Below are 20,164 nucleotides of genomic sequence, written 5' to 3'. Positions count from 1 at the left end.
TTTTAATATTAAAATAAATGAGAAAAATAAAATATGTTTGAATATCTAAATGGAAAACTCGTTAAAATCTCCCCCACCAATATTGTAGTGGATTTGGGAGGAGTTGGCTACCTTGTTAGCGTTGCTAATCCCTATGCTTGGTCAAGTTTATTGCAGACCGAAGTCAAGATTTTTGTTCATCAGGTGATTAGGGAAGATGCACATACGCTGTATGGTTTTGTCAACGAAGCTGAAAAATTGCTTTTTTTGCGCCTGATTAGCGTATCGGGTATTGGACCAAAGTCTGCCCTCGCCATTATTGCGGCAAGTGATAATGAAGGGTTGATAAACGCAATAGATAATAGCGACATCAAGTATCTGACAAAATTCCCGGGAGTCGGTAAAAAGACGGCAATGCAAATGGTCCTCGATTTAGCTGGTAAATTTGAAGCCAATGAGGCCGTGGGACTCTCTTTGCTTGATAACGATTCTACAGGTAATCTGGCACTTGAAGAGGCAATGGAAGCCTTACAAGCGCTTGGTTACAAGGTAACCGAATTGAAGAAGATTGAGAAGAAACTTGCTCAAGAAGGCGTCATGACCAGCGAAGCTTATATCAAAGCGGCTTTGAAATTAATGATGAAGTAATAAGTTCTTATTGTTGTTTTTCATAAGCTTTTTATCGCCTTTGTCAGAATAACTTGCTATAATAAACATAAGATGAATGATATTTTAAATAAGGAACCAATGGAGGATGAGGTTGGGTTGGAGAAATCTCTTCGCCCTCAGTACTTCAATCAATATATTGGTCAAAATAAAGTTAAAGAACAGCTAGAAATTTTTATCAAAGCAGCTAAAATGAGAGAAGAGGTGCTGGATCATGTCTTGCTCTTTGGTCCTCCTGGTTTAGGGAAGACGACGATGGCTTTTGTTATTGCCAATGAGCTGGGGGTTAACATCAAGCAAACGGCTGGACCAGCGATTGAAAAGCCAGGTGATTTGGTAGCAATTTTGAATGAATTGGAACCAGGAGATGTTCTTTTTATTGATGAAATCCACCGCATGCCTATGCAAGTTGAGGAAATCTTATATAGTGCCATGGAAGACTTTTACATTGATATTATGCTAGGCGCAGGAGATGGGTCGCGCTCGGTCCACTTGGAGCTTCCGCCCTTCACTTTAGTCGGGGCAACTACAAGGGCAGGGATGCTTTCTAATCCTTTGCGTGCACGCTTTGGAATATCAGCCCATATGGAATACTATCAAGAAGAAGATTTGGAAGAAATCGTTAAGCGTACAGCAGATATTTTTGAAGTCGAAGTGGTTGAAGGGGCGGCCTTGGAGATTGCGTTAAGGAGTCGTGGCACCCCGCGTATTGCCAATCGCCTGTTGAAGAGGGTGCGTGACTTTGCTCAAATCATGGGGGATGGTCGTGTTGATAAAGCCATCACCGATAAGGCTTTGACAATACTTGATGTAGACAGTGCTGGGCTTGATTATATCGACCAGAAAATTTTGAAAACCATGATTGAGATGTATCATGGGGGGCCAGTCGGTTTAGGCACTCTAGCGGTTAATATTGCTGAGGATCGTGAAACTGTAGAAGATATGTATGAGCCCTACTTGATACAAAAGGGATTTTTGATGCGTACGAAACAAGGACGTCAGGCAACAAGAAGAGCTTATGAGCATTTGGGTTATCCCTATCAAGATGAAAAATGAAATTAAATCACTGACCAAGCTGTCAGTGATTTTTACTTTGCCTTTCAGAAGGGTTCTGTATTCTTAAAAGAAATAAGGTATAATAGAAGGTAAGACACACTTGCGTGGGTGACTAAGAAGAACAAAGGAGAGTGTATGGAAAAAATTGTTTTTGTCTGTCTGGGAAATATTTGTCGGAGTCCAATGGCAGAGTTTGTTATGAAAAATGAACTAACAAAAGCAGGCCTTCAAACAAAGTATCATATCGAAAGTCGTGCCACTTCCTCTTGGGAACATGGTAATCCGATCCATTCCGGCACGCAACTTCTCTTAAAGCAAGAAAAGATTCCATTTGATAAGGAAAAAACAAGTCAAAAGATAAGTTTGGAAGATTTTTCAGCATTTGACCAGATTATTGCGATGGATCACTCTAACGTTCGAGATTTGAAAAAAATGGCTCCGGCTGACTTGCAATATAAAATTAAAATGTTGCTCGAAGAAGATGTACCCGATCCTTGGTATACGGGAGATTTTGAAGAAACTTACCGCTTGGTCAGTAAAGGCTGCCAGAAAATTTTGGCTAAAAAAGAATGAAAATTCTGCACAAATGATGCTGATGTGAGATAATCTCACATTAACCCTTGACATTGTCCAAAACAAGGTCTATAATGAAAAACATGGAGGCGATACTTAGTGAAAGAACGTGAATTAAGACGCTCTATGGCAGTTCTTCCGATTGGGACTGTCATGAAACTCACTGATTTAAGTGCACGGCAGATTCGATATTATGAAGAGCAAGAATTGATTTTTCCAGAGCGCAACGACGGTAATCGTCGGATGTACTCACTTAATGACATTGATGCTCTCTTTGATATCGCAGATTTATTGCATGAAGGCAATAATATTGCAGATATTAAAGAAATCTATGCCAAGAGAGATGCGAAAAAAGGTCAAACGCTCTCAATTAGCGAAGTTCACCATGCACTTGAACGCGAATTTGCCCAACAAGGGCGATTTGGTACGCCTGATCCGACTCATTTTACCCAGCCCCGCATGTAAAGGAGGGTGACAACTGCGTCAACTTTCTTTACAGGGCATTGCAAAACGAGAAGGTCTTCAAGCTTTACAGGAAGCTTGGGAGATCCGACTTCACCCCATAGGAGAACACACTAATGGTAATCACAGCAGCAGACATTCGTCGTGACGTTAAAGAAAAAGACATCAAATTTTTACGCTTGATGTTTACTGATATCTTGGGAACACTCAAAAATGTAGAAGTTCCAGCGACAGATGAACAATTGGACAAATTGTTTGAAAATAAAATGATGTTTGATGGTTCATCGATCGAAGGCTTTGTGCGCATCAATGAATCAGATATGTACCTTTATCCAGATCTTGACACTTGGATAGTATTTCCTTGGGGGGATGAATATGGCAAGGTTGCCGGTGTAATTTGTGATGTTTACACTGCTGAAGGAGAACCATTTGCAGGTGACCCACGTGGTGTTTTGAAACGTAATTTGAAAGCAATGGAAAAATTAGGCTTTAAAAACTTTAATCTTGGACCTGAGCCCGAGTTCTTCCTTTTCAAACTTAACGAAAATGATGAACCTACACTTGAAGTGAATGATAAAGGTGGTTATTTTGACCTTGCACCAACCGACCTTGCTGGAAACACAAGACGTGAAATCGTCAACGTGTTGACAGACCTTGGTTTTGAAGTTGAAGCTTCTCACCACGAAGTAGCAATCGGTCAACATGAAATTGATTTTAAATATACTAATGCTTTGAAGGCATGTGATAATATTCAAATTTTTAAACTTGTTGTTAAAACAATTGCGCGTAAACATGGTTTACATGCAACGTTTATGGCAAAACCCGTTCACGGAATCAACGGTTCTGGGATGCACTGTAACATGTCTTTATTTACAGAAGATGGTGCCAATGCCTTTGCGGATCCAACAGGTGATATGGGACTTTCAGATGTTGCCCATAGCTTTATTGCCGGTCTCTTGAAACATGCTTATAACTTTACAGCCATTACAAACCCAACTGTTAACTCATATAAACGTTTGGTTCCTGGTTATGAAGCACCCGTTTATGTCGCTTGGGCTGGTCGTAACCGATCACCTTTGATTCGCGTACCTGCTTCACGTGGTTTGTCAACTCGTGTTGAACTTCGTGCGGTTGACCCAACAGCAAATCCATACCTTGCCTTGGCTGTTCTATTAGCAGCTGGTCTTGACGGTGTTGAGAATAAAATGGAAGCGCCAGAAGCTATTGAGTCAAATATTTATGTGATGACAGAAGAAGAACGTAAAGCACACGGCATTACTGATTTACCTTCAACATTGCACAATGCGGTGAAGGCCTTGCGCGAAGATGAGATTGTCACAGAAGCGCTAGGCGAACACGTTTTGGTTAATTTTGTTGAAGCAAAACGTATCGAATGGGCAAGCTATGCACAATTCGTATCGCAATGGGAAATTGATAATTACTTAGAACTCTACTAATATAAAATTAAAAGCACAAACAGGTAATCCTGTTTGTGCTTTTTTAGCTTTCTTTTTTACTCGATCTCACTAATCGTCAAGACGTTAAAAGCTGACTTACCATCTTCAGACATTAAAAAGCCTTTATGATCAGCGACATAATCAATAGCTTCTTGGAAACTACCAAATTCTTTTACTGCCGAAAGGTTCTTAACGGCTCCCACATAATTGTTAACAGGTTCTTCATAAGAAGCAATTCCTTTAAATTTAAATTTCATAGGACTTATCCTTTCATTTTCTTCTAATTTCATTATAACAAAGCAGAAATATATTGTGAAATTATACGCTCTTGAGAGAAATGTCGTCAAAAAAAGCCAGATTCTTTGAAAAAAAGGCTCTGGCAGTGTAAACTTAAGGGAGAAGAGAAAAAGAAGAAAGGAAGCCGAATCGACGCTTTTATGACCGAAGGGTTTGATTTGCAAAAATAAGAATGGATTTAAATGAGCTAAAAGAATCATTAAAAACGTTAGAACCAGGTGAAATTGCAACTGTAGCCATGATTGACCGTGGGGCTTATGCTGAAATGCAAGATGCTGTCTCTGGGGGTTCAAAAATGGCGACCGGCATTTTTAAAGACTTAGCGGCAGAACTAAAGGCAGAGGATGAAGACTTAACAGTAGTAGGTCGTGTAGATATTGATGTGGCACTCACGCAAGAGGATATTGATGCTTCTCTTGAACAGATGTCGGCTCCTTATCATATTATCTTCCTAGAGTGTCTGTATCTGGGCACAACAGAGATTAAAAGTTTCCTCTATACGTTAAAGGAAAACAATCTACTGGCTTCTAGTAAGGTGGTTTTACTTGATCTGCCTCAGTTAGAATATATGATGTTGAAAGATAGTTTGACTGATGAATTCAACTTATAAAAAGTTACTGACCAATCGGTCAGTAACTTTTTTATTTAAGGCGAGCTTTACTCTGGTATTCGCGAGAGTTTTTCATAATATCTTGGTAGGTTTGTAAAATCGTTTCCTGATAAGCGGGAGTTTTAATGGCCTGTTGAGCCCGATTTAAAACTTCCTGTTCACGAGTGGAGTCAAGAATATTATGTCCCTGAGCCTCTTTTACTTCACTGATTTTTTGGACAATCGTCATTCTTTTTTCTAGGAGTTGGATAATATCTTGATCAACTTGGTCGATTTGGTTTCGAAGTTCTTCTAAATTCATGTGTTTTATTATAACAAAATACTTGAGTTGTAGATAGCTCTAACTCCAGGTTTAGACTCAAAAAATTTGTCAGACGACTGCCGAGGCATTCACCAGTTTTTTTAATGACCACTTTTAAAAAATGTATCAAAAAAATAAAAGAAAAATGTTATAATTGGTTTACTGTTGCCAGAGTTTTTATCTAGAAAAGGCACGAAGCTAATGAAGAAAAGAAGTGAATATAATGAATAAAGAAGAAAAAATAGAAGGTTACGAAATGCTTAATTTGCAACTCAAGGGACTATTGAGCGAGCAAAATTATACAATTTCTAACTTGGCCAATGCGAGCAGTTTGCTCTGGAACTTTTTGCCAAAACAGGTTTACACGGGCTTTTACATCTACAATGGTGAGAAGTTGATTTTAGGCCCCTTTCAAGGCTCAGTCTCCTGCGTTGAGATTGAATTAGGAAAAGGAGTGTGTGGTGAAGCAGCAGAAAATCGCGAGACGGTAATCGTTGATAATGTCAAAACCCATAAAAATTATATTTCATGTGATGGACGAGCCATGTCTGAAATCGTGGTTCCTCTTGTTAAAAATGGACATTTAATGGGTGTTTTGGACTTAGATAGCTCAGAAATTGGTGCTTATGATGCGATAGATCAAAAATATCTTGAAGAATTCAGTCGTATTTTATGTGAATGTACAGATTTTGAATTTTTCCCTGTTGGTTGATAAAATAGTTCAAAAGACTGTGAAAAGGATGTAAATTTGAAGAGGCTAAGGAGAGAAAAATGAGTAAAGTAGTTGAAAAATTTATTGCTGATAAGTTTGGAAGTCAGGGTGGAGCAAAGGTCACACCTGCTAATCTTGGAGAACCGCGTGAGTTTGCACGTGAACTTGGCAATTTTTTATATCAGCTTCACCGCTTACCACTTGAGACAGCCCCAGCCCCAAGCTTTGAGAATGCTTCTGCAGGACAAGATTTGATTTTCTTTGAAGCGGAATTTACAGAACTCCTCACCCAGTATCAAAAAATTGTTCCAGCAGAACTTCTTCAAGAACAATTCACACGAGCGGCCAAAACAAAATGGCAGAAAAAACCAGTCTGGGTCTTGGGGCGCTTTTGGCCAGAAAATCTTAGCGTGACAGATGGGAAGCTTACTGGTGTAAAAGCTACTGATCAAGCGGTCAGTGGTGATCCTGCTTGTGATTTGGCCATCGCTTGGACACTTTTTGACGAAAAAGCGCGTAAAATCTTTTTCAGTGCTGCTGACACGGATACGCAAACCATTGATCGTGCAAGAATGTTTGCTTTACGAACAGCCTTGAAAAATTATCAATCACAAGATATTGATCTTTTGATCCAGTCTCGCGATGCTTCAACTGAAATATTGAAAGATTTAAATTATACCATCGCTCAAGATATGTATTAATAAGAAATTTTGCTGACCGAGCTGTCAGCTCTTTTGAGTTAAAAAAGATTTAAGCATACCACCCAAAATAGAAGGAAAATATGGCATACCAAGCACTTTATCGAAAATATAGAAGTCAAAGGTTTGATGAGATGGTCGGACAGGAAGTTGTAGCGACTACACTGAAGAATGCAATCATTAATCATCAGATTTCGCACGCCTATCTCTTTAGTGGACCCCGTGGAACGGGTAAGACTTCTGCGGCAAAAATCTTTGCCAAAGCAATCAATTGTCCAAATCAAGTGGATGGAGAACCTTGTAATAATTGTTTTATTTGTGAGGCGATCACAAAAGGGACCCTTGATGATGTAATTGAATTAGATGCTGCTTCAAATAATGGAGTAGATGAAATACGGGAAATACGGGATAAGTCTACTTATGCCGCCAGTCAGGCAACTTATAAGGTTTACATTATCGACGAGGTACATATGTTGTCTACTGGAGCCTTTAACGCTTTGTTAAAGACCTTGGAAGAACCGACAGAAAATGTTGTCTTCGTTCTTGCAACCACAGAGTTACAAAAAATACCTGCCACCATCATTTCGCGGGTGCAACGCTTTGCCTTTAAGTCGATTACCACTGCGGCGATTCGTGATTATTTAGCAAAAATTTTGGCAGACGAACAAGTTGAATTTGAACCCAAAGCACTTGAAGTATTAGCAAAGTCTGCCGAAGGTGGAATGCGCGATGCCCTCTCTCTTTTGGACCAAGCCCTCTCTTTTTCAGCAGGTAAACTTGAGGAGCAAGACGCTTTACTAGTGACAGGATCTATTGCAGAAGAAGCTTTAGTCAACTATGTTCAAGCTCTTTCAGAAAATGATGAAACAGCTGCATTGGAGGAACTATCTAAGAGCTTTTCTGAAGGAAAAAATATGCTTCGGTTTACCGAGGACTTGCTCGCTTATTTTAGGGATTTGCTTTTGGCGGATCAATCCACACTTTCTGTGTCACGTCAGCAGATTTTTAGCTGGATTGACATTGCGATTGAAAGTTTAAAAACAATCAAAGAAACAACTCAAGCAAAAATTGCTGCAGATGTGATGACCGTGCGTTTGGCAGAAAAAACAGCTGTGACGGAAAATGCTGTCGAATCTTCTCAATTGAGTCTAGAAGTGGCTGAGTTGAAAGTGGAAATTAACCAGCTTAAAGCGCGCTTAGCAGAAGGTAAGCTACCTTCTTCAACGCCTTCATCATCTGATCGTCCGACGCCTTCAACTGTTCCTAAAAAATCAGGACCTAATAAAGATTTGATCTATAAAGCCTTAGCAGAAGCAACAAATGAGGCGCGTAAAGCTGTACTTGCAGCCTGGCCAGAGCTTGTTGCTTCTATCAGTAAACCGGCTGAGCGAGCCTTACTTAATAACACCGCTCCTGTGGCAGCATCTGATCATTTTGTAGTTGTGACCTTCCCGCATGAAAACTTAGCTAAACGGGTAAGTGAAAATACTGATTTGCAACTCTTTTGTGGAAATCTCTTAAGTTCTATCGTTGGTTTTTCTCCTGAAATCATTGCCCTTGCTGAGCAAGAATGGCAAGAAGTCCGGGCAGAATATGTCGCAAACCTCAAATCCGAAAAGACAGAACCCTTAGAGGAGGAACAACCTTCAAAAGACGAAGGGCTAGATCTTGCAAAATCACTTTTTGGTGAGAAAGTCATTGAAATTAATGATTAATATTTGTTATAGCAGCAATAAAAATGCAATTTTAGGATTGTATTTTTATTTTTTAGTGCTATAATAACGTTAAAGAAAGCGCTTTTTCTTCGGTGTTTTCTAGTAAAAGAGGGCTGCTAAAGCAGTAAGCCAATTGGCTAATAATTTTTCAAAAAGTGAAAAGATTTTTTAGGGTTTTGTATTTTCTTAGCGGCTTCTCTACTTTTATAATTTAGCCCTGTTGGTGGCTATTGCGTGATAGGATTTTGTGACATCAGAGAGGAGAAGGCGATGAAAGCAAAACTTGGTAATACGGAGATTGATTATTGGCAAATCAGTTTAACTCAACCGTCAAAGGAAGCCTGGGTCTTGGAAGCTTTTCAAAAAAAGCAACTTTCTTGGAGTGGACAATTTGCACTCACTCTTAAAGAAAAGCAACAGCTACAAAAGCAAGGGATGGGAAAGACAGGTCCTGCGCAGCAGGGAGAATTTGCTCAAGAAGTTGAAAGCCTTGAGTGGACGGGACTTTATATTTCCCCCAATAAAATGGGCAATGCCTATCCTGAAAGTATTCTGCTAATAGTTAATCAATTCCGAATTCCCGCTTTTGGGCATCTTGGAGAATATCTGGTGCGGACGTCGACAGGTGCACTTGAAGTTTATTCTGAGAAGAAATTTAAGCGCGATTTAACGAAAATATCGAAATAAAAAGACCACTCGTTTGAGTGGTCTTTTTATTTTTTTAGTCTTTGTGGCGACTCAAATCAACTTCTTTTAGTGGAATGAGTTTTGTTTTATTTTTAATTTTATAGCCAAAGTATAAGATAAAGAATAGAGGAATTGCTGCATACATGACAACTCCTTGAACCCATGTTGAACCAAAGAGTAACATCGGGTCTTGCCCAAGCGTGACTAAAATAGTCATCAATAAAGCTAAGAGAGGGCCAAATGGGAACAATTTAGCGTGGTAAGGGAGGGCTTTCGTATCTTTTCCTTGAGCAACATAAGCGCGCCGGAAACGGAAATGACTGATTGCAATACCGATCCAAGCGATGAAACCTGTTAACCCTGAGGCAGATACGAGGAAAGTAAAGAAGCTCACACCATAAATAGAAGTTAAGAAAGTCAATAGAGCCACGGCCGTCGTAGCCAACAAAGCGATAAAGGGAATTCCGTTTTTAGAAGTTTTGGAAAAGATTTTTGGAGCCCCTCCATCTTTTGCAAGGGAGTAAAGCATCCGTGTAGAAGCATACATCCCAGAGTTGGCTGCCGATACTACAGAGGTTAAAACAACCGCATTCATTACACTGGCAGCGATAGAAAGTCCCACCCGTTCAAAAACAATGGTGAAGGGGCTTTGGGCAGCAGAGTCTCCTCCGACTAAATGTGGGTCAGTAAAAGGTATAATAGCTGCCATAACAAAAATAGACAAGATATAAAAAACAAGGATACGCCAGAAGATAGAATTCATGGCTTTAGGAATTGATTTTTCGGGATTTTCGGCTTCACCAGCTGTGATTCCGAGCAACTCAGTACCTTGGAAAGAGAACCCAGCTACTAGCAAGACGCCAAGAATCCCTCCACCAGTCGTAAAGCTTCCTAAACCTCCGACAAAACCATGATTTCCTACGGAAAGATTTTTGGCAACGTCAATATGGCCGCCCATAATATTAAAAATTGATAAGAAACCAATAATCAAGAAGAGTACAACTACCGTGATTTTGATTGCTGACAGCCAGTACTCCGTCTCACCGAAAGTTTTTACCGACAAAGCGTTAATAGAAAAGACAACTACTAAAGCGATAAGAGAGAAAATCCAACTTGGAACGTCAGGTAACCAGAATTTCATACAAAGAGCTACGGCGGTGAGGTCTACTGCAACAGTAATCGCCCAATTAAGCCAATAGTTCCACCCTAGAGCAAAACCAAAAGCGGGATCCACATAGCGCGTTCCATAATCAGAAAAAGAACCTGATGTAGGAAGGTAAGTTGCCATTTCTCCTAGGGAAGTCATCAAAAAGTAAACCATGGCTCCGATAAGGATGTAAGCTGTAAGGGCGCCGAAAGGTCCAGCGGTATGAATGACATCTCCAGAAGTCAAAAATAAACCTGTACCGATTGTCCCGCCTAGGGCAATCATTGAAACGTGTCGTGATTTTAAGCCGCGTTGTACGTGCGACTCATTGTTTGAAGAATTTTCCAAAATTCTCTCCCTAATAAAATTTATTCTACATCGAGGTGTTTATTATCTTCTGAGTTGCTCCTGTTAAGTTCAGCTCACTTTTTAGATAAAAACAAAAAAAGCAATCTTCTAGTAGATTGCTAAACGTACGAAAAAATTTTGAAATTTTCTGAACGAATAGCCCCCCGCTATGGTCAGTGACCATGTGCGACAGTCTAGTGAGTATTCCTCACTAGCCCAAAGATTTTGCTGAGCAACAAAACCTCTTCGGCAACCTCTCCTCTTTCTATGTGTCTTTGTTGTGCTCCAACTCGGCATAGATTCTTATCGGTTGCGACCTCTATCGATGTGTTACGTGTAATTTTAGCGTATTTTATAGAGGTTGTCAAGAATAAGAAGATGAAAGCTTTGTAAGCACTTGCCCTTCTTAGGTTTTGTTCGCCTTTTTTTATGGTATACTTATGAAGTAAGTCTGTTCAATAAAAAATTTGAACAGCAAAATATTCAGTGTTTGACTGAGCAATTCTAGGAGCAAAATATGGATTTTATTCGTGCAATAATTTTAGGGATTATTGAAGGGATTACAGAATGGTTACCTATTTCATCGACGGGACATTTAATAATTGCAGACGAGTTCATTCGCTTGAATCAATCTGCAGCTTTCAAGGAAATGTTTGATGTGGTGATTCAACTCGGAGCAATTTTGTCTGTTGTAGTTTTATACTTTCATAAACTTAATCCTTTTAATCAACTAAATCCGAAAGATAAACAAAAAACACCACGTGAGATACAGTTGACTTGGCGTTTGTGGTTGAAAGTTTTAATTGCTGCGTTACCAGCGGCCATCATTGGCTTGCCTTTGAATGACTGGCTTGATGCACATTTTTACCACTTTGTACCCGTGGCGTTCATGCTGATTATTTATGGGGTGGCGTTTATCGTGATTGAGCGACGCTGGGTGCCGAACCATCAGTTCTCAGTCGTTAATATTGATCGGTTACCTTATAAATTTGCCTTGTACATTGGTCTTTTTCAAGTGCTTTCTCTTTTACCAGGAACTTCGCGTTCTGGTGCTACGATTGTAGGGGCTTTGTTAATTGGGGTCAGTCGAGCAGTGGCTGCGGAATTTACTTTCTTTTTAGGTATTCCTGTCATGTTTGGTGCCAGCTTTGTAAAAATTGTGGGCTTCATCAAGGGAGGAAATGTTCTTACCTTCGAGCAATTTGGCGTTTTATTGGTTGCCTGTGTGGTAGCCTTTGGTGTTTCGATGGTTGCTATTAAGTTCTTGATGGATTATGTGAAAAAACATGATTTTACTTTCTTTGGTAAATACCGGATTGTATTGGGTGTGATATTGCTAATTTATGCAGGCCTCAAAGCTATGTTGGGTTAAGATAAAGAAGTTTACCGATCCTATGGAGCGGTATTTTTCGAATGAAAAGTTAGATTAAAAAAGCTGAATGAAAGTCCAACAATCAGCATGACGCGTTAAACGTTACTGACCACTCTGTCAGTAAAAATTTGCTTGCAAAATGATCGAAGTTTTGCTATAATAGCTTTCTGTGGGAAAAACTCACAACTTACGCGGGCCTCAACCTGCGTCATTAGTCCAAAAGGAGGAAAAATCAATGACTAAATACGAAATTCTTTATATTATTCGTCCAAACATTGATGAAGAAGCAAAAGCTACCCTCGTTGAACGTTTCGATACTATCTTGACTGACAACGGTGCTGTAAATCTTGAGTCTAAAGACTGGGAAAAACGCAAACTTGCTTACGAAATCAATGATTTCCGCGAAGGTCTCTACCACATCGCAACTTTTGAAGCTGAAACAACTTCAGAAGCGTTGAGCGAATTTGACCGTCTTGCTAAGATCAATCTTGACATTCTTCGTCATATGATCGTTAAAGTTGAAGCTTAATTAGCTTTATAGGAGAAGTTCATCATGATTAACAATGTAGTATTAGTGGGACGCATTACACGCGATCCTGAACTTCGTTATACCCCACAAAATCAAGCTGTTGCTACTTTCTCATTGGCGGTTAATCGTCAATTTAAGAACGCAAATGGCGAACGTGAGGCTGATTTTATTAACTGTGTGATCTGGCGCCAACAAGCTGAAAATTTAGCAAATTGGGCTAAAAAAGGAGCATTGATCGGAGTAACTGGTCGTATCCAAACGCGCAATTATGAAAATCAACAAGGCCAACGGGTTTATGTGACGGAAGTTGTGGCTGATAGTTTCCAAATGTTGGAAAGTCGTTCGGCTCGTGAAGGTATGGGCGGTGGAACTTCTACTGGTTCATATTCTGCACCAAGCCAATCTACAACTAATTCTCGACCACAAACGAATAATAATACCGCTACTCCGAATTTCGGACGTGATGCTGATCCATTTGGTGGCTCACCAATGGAAATTTCGGATGATGATCTTCCATTCTAGTCTTTAACAGGACATCTTAAAAAATAATATAAGGAGAAATAAAATGGCACAACAACGTCGTGGCGGCTTCAAACGCCGTAAAAAAGTTGACTTCATCGCTGCTAACAAAATCGAAGTCGTTGACTACAAAGATACTGAACTTTTGAAACGTTTTATCTCAGAACGTGGAAAAATCTTGCCACGTCGCGTGACTGGTACTTCAGCTAAAAACCAACGTAAAGTGGTTACAGCTATCAAACGCGCGCGCGTAATGGCTTTGCTTCCATTCGTAGCTTCTGACGAAAACTAATACATTTAAAAAAGACTGCAAAAGCAGTCTTTTTTGTTAGCTTTTACTGACGTTATCGTCAGTAAAAATCAGTAAAAAAGGTGCAGCTGACAGGGCGGTCAGAGTACTTTTTGAGAGTTACTATTTTTTTGTGGCATAAAATATGGTAGAATGGACAAATGATTGGATTGATAATCGGAGCGTTAGGTCTGATGTTACTGGGTTATGGTGTTTTTGTGGAGCCGCATTTAATGCAGGTGCGTCACATCAAGATAGCTGAGCAACAAAAGTTGACCATTGCTCATTTTACGGATACACATTTTACCTGGCATACCAGTGCTCGGCGTTTTAAAAAATTTGCAGAAGATATCGCTAAGCGACAACCAGATATGATTATTTTCTCGGGTGATTTGTTTGATAAGGTCACTTGGGCTCGTCACAAAAACTGGGAGAACTTACTGACCATGTTATCAGCACTCACAGCTCCTTTAGGTAAGTTTGCGGTGCTTGGAAATCATGATTTTGATGAAGAAAAGTCTTCTCTATTTGTAGAAGAACTCTTAACTAAAGCGGGTTTTATAGTGCTTAAAAATGAGAGTATTGCACGTGAGGTTGATCAAAAGAAAATTGCAATTGCAGGGGTTGATGATTGGCGCGAGGGACAACCTGATTTTCAACTGGCACCTCTTGATGCTGACTTTTCAATTTTAGCTTTACATGAACCTGATACTGTTTTAGAAATGCAGACGGTTGAGCAATTTGATTTGATTTTATCAGGGCATAGCCATGGCGGACAGATTCGGCTGGGAAACTGGCGGTTGCGCAATAAAGGTTCTAGCAGTGCTGATAGTGGTCTTTATCCCTTAAACGCTCGAACAAAACTCTATGTAAATTGTGGGATTGGATTGACCTTTTTACCGATTCGTTTTGGAGTAAAGCCTGAGATTGTATATTATGAACTTTAAAAAAGCCAGTTGCTACCCACTGGCTTTTTTTGAGTGTTTCTTAGTAAATTTAAATCCTTCTTACATTTCTCGGGCCGTCATAATGGTTTCTCGTCCCATGTTGTCTACTGCACGGAACTCCCTTGGCCAAGAGGGATTAAAAGGATAATCGAAATCAATCAAGAGTGTCGTTGGGCTATTTTCCTGTGAAAAGCGGATGGATAAAAGCCCTTGGGAATTGAGTAAATCAAAATGAATCACGTTTTCCATAGGGAAAACACCTTTAAGGTGATGGTCGATGATGTACCAAAATGCATCAATGACTTCACCTGGAATAGAAGAAACAGTATCAAAACTTGCATAACGACGTCTAGTGTTAGAAAATGCCAAAATATCACATCCTTTCTGAGTTGATATAAAAATAGCTTAGGAGAGCCGGGAGTCTCGGATAACCTGACGAATATTGGAAATGGTATTTTTAGAATCATCCTTCATCCGCATGCCATACATCATAAAAAGAGCGTCCAACAAACTAATCTGTGAAACTGTGGAGGCTACCGCTTCAGGTCGAAATGAAATTTCCTCTGAAATAGAAATCAGTGCGACATCAGCGGCTTTGGCAAGTGGAGAACTTGCAAAAGAGGTGATTGCAATCACCGGCACTCCACGTTCTTTTAAGATCTCTAAAAGATGCATGGTGTCTTTATTTTTTCCTGTATGCGAAATAACAAAAGCGCAGTCCTTTGAAGTGAGTTTAGCAGCTTGCATCTGTTGAAAGTGAAAATCTTGATGGTAGACTGTATTCAAAGGCATTCTTAAAAACTTATGATAAGCAATCAGCGCAACAGCGTTTGATCCTCCTAGGCCGAAAAAACCACACGTTTCAGCATTAAGTAAGAGCTGCATGGTTTGATTGAGCTGATGTTCTGTCACAAGATTTAATGTTGAGCTAAGTGAAGAGATATTACCGTTAAAATTTTTGGTTAAGATTTCTTTGTAGTTATCTGTTGGAGAAAGTTCACTAAAAAATTCATCAGTTCCACCAGCATCGGTTGCGTGGATGGCGAGTTTCAGTTCTTGGAATGAATTGAAACCAATTTTTTTTGAGAATCTTGAGATAGTTGCTGTTGAGACATGAGTCGCTTTAGCAAAATCTTGTATCGAGAGCATTGCAGCGCTGTCGATATTAGCAATCAGGTAATCTGAGATTGCTTGATCAGATTTGCTGAGGTTATCATAATAACTTTTGATACGGCCAATGAGCGTACGCGCCATAACACGCCTCCTTCTAATTTGATTACATTATACCATAAAAGGGGGCCAAAATTTAGAGACGTCTTCTTAACAAAAACGAAGTGTATTATGAATTTTTAGACAAATCAGAAAAAGTTTTACAAAAAATATTATTGACAAATGAAAATAAATTTCCTATAATTAAAACAAGAGTTATGAAAACGATAACATTGGAGGAATAATGATGAAATTTGCGATGATTGGGCTTGGAAAAATGGGGAAAAATTTAGTAAAGAATGCTGTGGACCATGACATAGAAGTGGTCGCCTATGATCTGAATCGTACAGCGCGTCAAGAAATGGCAGCCTATTCTTCTAAAATTACACTGGTTGACACACTGGAACAGCTACTGACAGAGCTGTCAGTAAATTCAGAGCTTGAAAGAAGCCAGAGAATAGTTTGGGTGATGGTGCCAGCGGGTACGCCGACTAATTCAACAATAGCGACGCTCTCAAATATGCTCTCTGCTGGTGATATTTTGATCGACGGGGGAAATTCAAACTATAAAGATAATTTGGAGCAAAATAAACACTTAGCAGAAAAAGGGATAAAATTTTTTGATGTTGGAACTTCTGGTGGGATGTCTGGTGCACGGCATGGTGGAAATTTTATGATTGGAGGAGACAAGGAAACTTGGCCAAAAATCGAGCCACTTTTTGAAGCATTGGCTCAAAAAAATGGTTATCTTTATACGGGGCCACTTGGTAGTGGACACTATCTTAAAATGATCCATAATGGAATAGAATATGGGATGATGCAAGCTATTGCCGAAGGATTTGAAATTTTAGAAGCTTCTCCTTATGATTATGATTATGAGGCCGTAGCCAAACTTTGGAATAATGGATCAGTGATACGCAGTTGGCTGATGGAACTGGCAGAAGAACAATTTGCCAAAGATCCTAAATTAGACGAAATTTTAGGGCAGGTACAGGCTTCAGGAGAAGGAAAATGGACCGTGGAAGAAAGTCTTGATTTAGAAGTACCAGCACCAATCATCGCCCTATCATTGATGATGCGGAACCGTTCATTACAAAGTGATACGATGACGGGAAAAGTCGTAGCAGCTTTGCGTAATGGCTTTGGTGGACATGATTTGGCTCATAAATAGTTACTGACGGGCTGGTCAGTGCTTACTAGAGATGAAACTGCTATAATATTATAGAAGAAAGGGAGCAATTATGGAATATCTCATTGGCGTAGACCTTGGTACTACCGCCACAAAAGCCGTATTATTTGAAAAAAATGGAAAAATTGTAGCAAGTAGTAGTCAAGCGTATCCGCTCTATCGTGATGCCAGTGGCATGGCTGAGGAGGCACTTGAAGATATTTTTGAAGCTGTCCTCGTCACAATTCGAGAAGTTTCCTTTAATCTAGCAGAGGAAGATGAGCTTTTGGCGGTCTCATTTAGCACTCAAATGCATTCCTTGATTGCTTTTGATGAAAATTGGCAGCCTCTAACTCGTGTCATCACATGGGCTGATACTCGAGCAGTGAAGTATACAGAGCAAATAAAAAATAGTGCCGAAGGATTTGAAATTTATAAACGCACAGGGACTCCGCTTCACCCCATGGCCCCACTGTCTAAACTGATTTGGCTAAGGGAAGAGAAAAATAACATTTATCAGCGTGCGGCACACTATTTAGACTTGAAGGGCTATATCTTTTATCGCCTCTTTGCCACCAATAAAATTGATCTTTCAACTGTCACAGGAACAGGTTTATTCAATATTTTTAAACTTGACTGGGAAGAAAAAGCATTAGCACTAACTCAACTTACAAAAGCCCAACTTCCAGAAGTAGTAGAACCTTATACGATTGAACAAGGGATGCCCCATGAGTTTGCAAAAAAAATGGGTATTCAAGAAGATACAAAATTTGTGTGGGGTGCTGCAGATGGGCCACTCTCAAATTTGGGAGTCAATGCTATCAAACCTGGTGTCGCTGCCATCACCATTGGGACCTCAGGAGCGATTCGTGTAGTAACAGATCAACCAAAAACTGATGAAAAAGGAAGAACTTTTACATATGCTTTAGACCGGGATCATTGGGTCGTGGGGGGGCCAGTCAACTCGGGGGGAGATGTATTTCGTTGGGCGCGTGACCAAATCTTCGATGGTAAGTTAAGCTATGATGAAATTACAGCTCTAGCTTCAAAAGTAGCTCCAGGAGCTGATGGGCTTCTTTTTCATCCTTATCTCGGTGGAGAGCGTGCTCCTTTATGGGATGCTAATGCAAGAGGTTCCTTCTTTGGCCTCAATTATGGCCATAACCGAAGTCAGATGACACGTAGTGTTTTAGAAGGCGTGGTCTTTAACCTTTATATGGTTGCCCTGAGTCTGATTGAAGTAGTGGGAAACTTGAATATGATTCAAGCAACGGGAGGTTTCACGAGCTCTGAACTATGGACACAAATCCTGGCAGATATTTTTGAACAACCAATAAATGTTCCTGAAAGCCGTGAAGCAGGGTGCCTAGGAGCTGTGATTATGGCTGAAAAAGCCTTAGGAATAGTAGATAATCTAGAGGTGATTGAAGAGATGGTGGGAACAAATCGTTCCTACGAGCCACAAGTGGAACACTTTGAGATTTATCGTGAACTTGCACCTATATTTATTCGATTATCTCGTGCTCTTACCGCCGAATATCAAAACATTTCTAACTTTCAAAGGCGTTTTGAAGATTAAAACGTTCCTGAGAGCCAAAGAATATAGACTTTACTAAACTTATTTTTTATTACTCAATGCGAGAACCACTATAACATTCAGTTCTTTAGCATTGAGTAAAAAAATAGCACGTGCTGAAAGCGTAAACATAGATGAATTTGTGCTTCCAGTCGTCCCTGAAAGGAAAAAATAATGCTTGATTTACTTGTTCTTTTTATCGGAGTCCTCATCCTCTTATTACTTATAATAAAATTCAAACTCAACACTTTTGTGTCACTGATTATTGTTTCAGTCCTTGTCGGTTTAGGCTTGGGAATGCCTTTAGGACAAATTCCTGTTTCCATTCAAAACGGGATTGGAGGTTCTCTCGGTGAGCTTGCGATTGTATTTGGTTTTGGTGCGATGCTTGGACGACTTATTGCTGATGCAGGAGGGGCCTACCGTATAGCGAAAACGTTAATTAATCGTTTTGGGAAAAAGAGAATCCAGTGGGCTATCATGGTTGCTAGTTTTATTATCGGGATTGCACTCTTCTTTGAAGTAGGCATGGTACTTCTGATTCCTATTGTTTTTGCCGTAGCACTTGAGGCTTCAGTTCCCCTAATTTATTTAGGAATTCCCATGGCTGCTGGTCTATCGGTAACACATGGTTTTCTTCCTCCTCATCCTGCTCCTATTGCAATCGCAGGTGTATTAGGAGCTAATCCTGGGACTGTTCTTATCTATGGAATTATTGCAGCTATACCCACTGTGATTATTGCAGGACCTGTCTTTACAAAAATCGCTCGCAAATGGGTCCCTGAGGCGTTTGTTGTTAAAAAGAAACTTTCTGCTTTCGGGGAAATTAAAGAGTGGGAGCTTAAGGATACACCTAGTTTTGGGATTTCTATTTTAACTGCACTGATGCCAGTAATTTTAATGGCAATCAGTACGGTACACTCAATTGTCGCAAACGAAGGAAAGCCAATTGTTGCTACTACAACAAATGTTATAAAAGCGGGGAAAGTGGTCACAACGACCACTTATCCATCCAGCTTACTCGAAAATATCATGATGTTTCTGGGAAATCCGGTCTCTGCAATGATTCTCTCATTACTTTTTGCTCTCGTGACAATGGGGTGGATGCAACGCAAAAAAAATACTGAAATCATGAATACTCTTGTCGAGTCTGTAAAATCTATCGCTATGCTTCTTCTAGTAATAGGAGGAGGTGCAGCATTAAAACAAATTCTAATAGACGGGGGTATTTCTGGTCAGATTGCAGAAATTTTCAAAGATTCACCCTTATCGCCATTGCTTCTTGCGTGGATAATCACTGTTATTTTACGTGTGGCTTTAGGTTCTGCAACGGTTGCAGCTCTTACTGCCGCAGGTTTAGTTCAACCGATGCTTGCTTCCGCCTCCCCAAATACTGCGGCATTGATGGTCCTTGCTATTGGGGCGGGATCCATTGCAGCATCGCATGTCAATGATGCGGGTTTTTGGATGTTTAAAGAATATTTCGATCTTGATGTAAAACAAACGCTCAAAACGTGGACGGTCTTAGAAACAATTATTGCTGTAGTAGGGTTAGGGATGGTGATGTTGATGAGTGTATGGATTCATTAAAAAATAAGTCAATTTTGACTTATTTTTTTGAGGATACAACGAGTGACACCATGGGATAAAGCGCTACCAGAATGTTCGTAAAAAGCGAACGAGGGAGGAAAAAAGGGGGAAAAGCCACAGTTTATTCTTGACAAGGGGAGTTAGGTTTGATAGAATATAATAGTTGTCGCGAGAGACGAGGGTCTTGAAGCGAGCTAGACCATTGAAAACTGAATAAAGAAGAATGACTCATGTGATGTAGCAATACATCAAAAATC

General features: G+C 39.9%; 23 protein-coding genes and 1 riboswitch. Of the genes, 18 read left to right on the top strand and 5 right to left on the bottom strand.

What is annotated here, in order from left to right; genetic code table 11:
• Nucleotides 1-33 precede the first annotated feature (33 nt).
• From ruvA to glnA, 5 genes are all read left to right on the top strand, one after another.
• Nucleotides 34-627: a Holliday junction branch migration protein RuvA gene (gene ruvA / locus JKP71_RS09000; protein WP_200407755.1), complete on the top strand. Its 594-nt coding sequence runs from the start codon at nucleotides 34-36 to the stop codon at nucleotides 625-627.
• 72 nt (nucleotides 628-699) lie between these two features.
• Nucleotides 700-1,701, top strand: a complete 1,002-nt coding sequence (ruvB, locus tag JKP71_RS08995) for a Holliday junction branch migration DNA helicase RuvB (protein WP_200407754.1) — start codon at nucleotides 700-702, stop codon at nucleotides 1,699-1,701.
• 135 nt (nucleotides 1,702-1,836) lie between these two features.
• Entirely contained in the window at nucleotides 1,837-2,274 is a 438-nt protein-coding gene (locus tag JKP71_RS08990) for a low molecular weight protein-tyrosine-phosphatase (RefSeq protein WP_200407753.1), read from the top strand.
• A gap of 99 nt (nucleotides 2,275-2,373) precedes the next feature.
• Nucleotides 2,374-2,739 (top strand): MerR family transcriptional regulator, encoded by a 366-nt coding sequence (locus JKP71_RS08985; RefSeq protein WP_200407752.1) that lies wholly within the window; start codon nucleotides 2,374-2,376, stop codon nucleotides 2,737-2,739.
• A 113-nt stretch (nucleotides 2,740-2,852) separates the two neighbouring features.
• Nucleotides 2,853-4,193, top strand: a complete 1,341-nt coding sequence (gene glnA / locus JKP71_RS08980) for a type I glutamate--ammonia ligase (RefSeq protein WP_200407751.1) — start codon at nucleotides 2,853-2,855, stop codon at nucleotides 4,191-4,193.
• A 56-nt stretch (nucleotides 4,194-4,249) separates the two neighbouring features.
• On the opposite strand, the gene JKP71_RS08975 is transcribed toward glnA, so the two are convergent.
• Entirely contained in the window at nucleotides 4,250-4,450 is a 201-nt protein-coding gene (locus JKP71_RS08975) for a hypothetical protein (RefSeq protein ID WP_075526025.1), read from the bottom strand.
• Nucleotides 4,451-4,662: 212 nt separating this feature from the next.
• On the opposite strand from JKP71_RS08975, the gene JKP71_RS08970 reads away from it, so the two are divergent.
• A complete protein-coding gene (locus JKP71_RS08970) occupies nucleotides 4,663-5,100 on the top strand; it encodes a hypothetical protein (protein ID WP_075525987.1) in 438 nt (145 codons plus the stop codon).
• A gap of 31 nt (nucleotides 5,101-5,131) precedes the next feature.
• Here the strand turns inward: JKP71_RS08970 and JKP71_RS08965 are convergent, their stop codons facing one another.
• Nucleotides 5,132-5,401 (bottom strand): chorismate mutase, encoded by a 270-nt coding sequence (locus JKP71_RS08965; RefSeq protein WP_200407750.1) that lies wholly within the window; start codon nucleotides 5,399-5,401, stop codon nucleotides 5,132-5,134.
• Nucleotides 5,402-5,624: 223 nt separating this feature from the next.
• Between JKP71_RS08965 and msrC the strand changes: the two genes are divergently transcribed.
• The 4 genes from msrC (at nucleotide 5,625) to JKP71_RS08945 (ending at nucleotide 9,213) form a co-directional block, all read left to right on the top strand.
• A complete protein-coding gene (gene msrC, locus JKP71_RS08960) occupies nucleotides 5,625-6,113 on the top strand; it encodes a free L-methionine (R)-S-oxide reductase MsrC (RefSeq protein WP_200407749.1) in 489 nt (162 codons plus the stop codon).
• Between the two features lie 59 nt (nucleotides 6,114-6,172).
• A complete protein-coding gene (locus tag JKP71_RS08955; RefSeq protein ID WP_200407748.1) occupies nucleotides 6,173-6,814 on the top strand; it encodes a phosphotransferase in 642 nt (213 codons plus the stop codon).
• Nucleotides 6,815-6,894: 80 nt separating this feature from the next.
• On the top strand, nucleotides 6,895-8,526 hold the full coding sequence (gene dnaX, locus JKP71_RS08950; RefSeq protein ID WP_200407747.1) for a DNA polymerase III subunit gamma/tau: 1,632 nt from the start codon (nucleotides 6,895-6,897) through the stop codon (nucleotides 8,524-8,526).
• Between the two features lie 270 nt (nucleotides 8,527-8,796).
• Nucleotides 8,797-9,213, top strand: a complete 417-nt coding sequence (locus JKP71_RS08945) for a hypothetical protein (protein WP_200407746.1) — start codon at nucleotides 8,797-8,799, stop codon at nucleotides 9,211-9,213.
• 34 nt (nucleotides 9,214-9,247) lie between these two features.
• On the opposite strand, the gene JKP71_RS08940 is transcribed toward JKP71_RS08945, so the two are convergent.
• Nucleotides 9,248-10,708, bottom strand: coding sequence for an amino acid permease (locus JKP71_RS08940; RefSeq protein WP_200407745.1), 1,461 nt, complete (start codon nucleotides 10,706-10,708; stop codon nucleotides 9,248-9,250).
• A gap of 149 nt (nucleotides 10,709-10,857) precedes the next feature.
• Nucleotides 10,858-11,038: riboswitch (Lysine riboswitch) on the bottom strand.
• A gap of 187 nt (nucleotides 11,039-11,225) precedes the next feature.
• Between JKP71_RS08940 and JKP71_RS08935 the strand changes: the two genes are divergently transcribed.
• The 5 genes from JKP71_RS08935 to JKP71_RS08915 all read left to right on the top strand — a co-directional run bounded on the left by JKP71_RS08935 (nucleotide 11,226) and on the right by JKP71_RS08915 (nucleotide 14,364).
• Entirely contained in the window at nucleotides 11,226-12,080 is an 855-nt protein-coding gene (locus JKP71_RS08935; RefSeq protein WP_200407744.1) for an undecaprenyl-diphosphate phosphatase, read from the top strand.
• 235 nt (nucleotides 12,081-12,315) lie between these two features.
• Complete coding sequence (gene rpsF / locus JKP71_RS08930) at nucleotides 12,316-12,609, top strand: 30S ribosomal protein S6 (RefSeq protein ID WP_200407743.1); 294 nt, start codon at nucleotides 12,316-12,318, stop codon at nucleotides 12,607-12,609.
• Nucleotides 12,610-12,633: 24 nt separating this feature from the next.
• On the top strand, nucleotides 12,634-13,131 hold the full coding sequence (locus JKP71_RS08925) for a single-stranded DNA-binding protein (RefSeq protein ID WP_075525978.1): 498 nt from the start codon (nucleotides 12,634-12,636) through the stop codon (nucleotides 13,129-13,131).
• A 43-nt stretch (nucleotides 13,132-13,174) separates the two neighbouring features.
• Complete coding sequence (gene rpsR, locus JKP71_RS08920; protein WP_075525977.1) at nucleotides 13,175-13,420, top strand: 30S ribosomal protein S18; 246 nt, start codon at nucleotides 13,175-13,177, stop codon at nucleotides 13,418-13,420.
• Nucleotides 13,421-13,578: 158 nt separating this feature from the next.
• Complete coding sequence (locus tag JKP71_RS08915) at nucleotides 13,579-14,364, top strand: metallophosphoesterase (protein WP_200407742.1); 786 nt, start codon at nucleotides 13,579-13,581, stop codon at nucleotides 14,362-14,364.
• A 60-nt stretch (nucleotides 14,365-14,424) separates the two neighbouring features.
• On the opposite strand, the gene JKP71_RS08910 is transcribed toward JKP71_RS08915, so the two are convergent.
• Together JKP71_RS08910 and JKP71_RS08905 are read right to left on the bottom strand one after the other, a co-directional pair.
• Nucleotides 14,425-14,733 (bottom strand): DUF960 domain-containing protein, encoded by a 309-nt coding sequence (locus JKP71_RS08910; protein WP_075525975.1) that lies wholly within the window; start codon nucleotides 14,731-14,733, stop codon nucleotides 14,425-14,427.
• Nucleotides 14,734-14,769: 36 nt separating this feature from the next.
• Nucleotides 14,770-15,618: a MurR/RpiR family transcriptional regulator gene (locus JKP71_RS08905; RefSeq protein ID WP_200407741.1), complete on the bottom strand. Its 849-nt coding sequence runs from the start codon at nucleotides 15,616-15,618 to the stop codon at nucleotides 14,770-14,772.
• Between the two features lie 202 nt (nucleotides 15,619-15,820).
• Here JKP71_RS08905 and gnd point away from each other — a divergent pair, with 202 nt between their 5' ends.
• The 3 genes from gnd (at nucleotide 15,821) to JKP71_RS08890 (ending at nucleotide 19,907) form a co-directional block, all read left to right on the top strand.
• Nucleotides 15,821-16,744, top strand: coding sequence for a phosphogluconate dehydrogenase (NAD(+)-dependent, decarboxylating) (gene gnd, locus JKP71_RS08900; RefSeq protein WP_200407776.1), 924 nt, complete (start codon nucleotides 15,821-15,823; stop codon nucleotides 16,742-16,744).
• Between the two features lie 70 nt (nucleotides 16,745-16,814).
• On the top strand, nucleotides 16,815-18,320 hold the full coding sequence (gene gntK / locus JKP71_RS08895; RefSeq protein ID WP_200407740.1) for a gluconokinase: 1,506 nt from the start codon (nucleotides 16,815-16,817) through the stop codon (nucleotides 18,318-18,320).
• A 171-nt stretch (nucleotides 18,321-18,491) separates the two neighbouring features.
• The gene (locus JKP71_RS08890) at nucleotides 18,492-19,907 is read left to right on the top strand and encodes a gluconate:H+ symporter (RefSeq protein ID WP_200407739.1); all 1,416 of its coding nucleotides are present in this window, start codon (nucleotides 18,492-18,494) and stop codon (nucleotides 19,905-19,907) included.
• Nucleotides 19,908-20,164: the final 257 nt, after the last annotated feature.

The sequence above is a fragment of the Lactococcus taiwanensis genome, from assembly GCF_014905395.1.
Lineage (GTDB): Bacteria > Bacillota > Bacilli > Lactobacillales > Streptococcaceae > Lactococcus > Lactococcus taiwanensis.
This window is presented reverse-complemented; position numbering and strand designations above follow the sequence as displayed.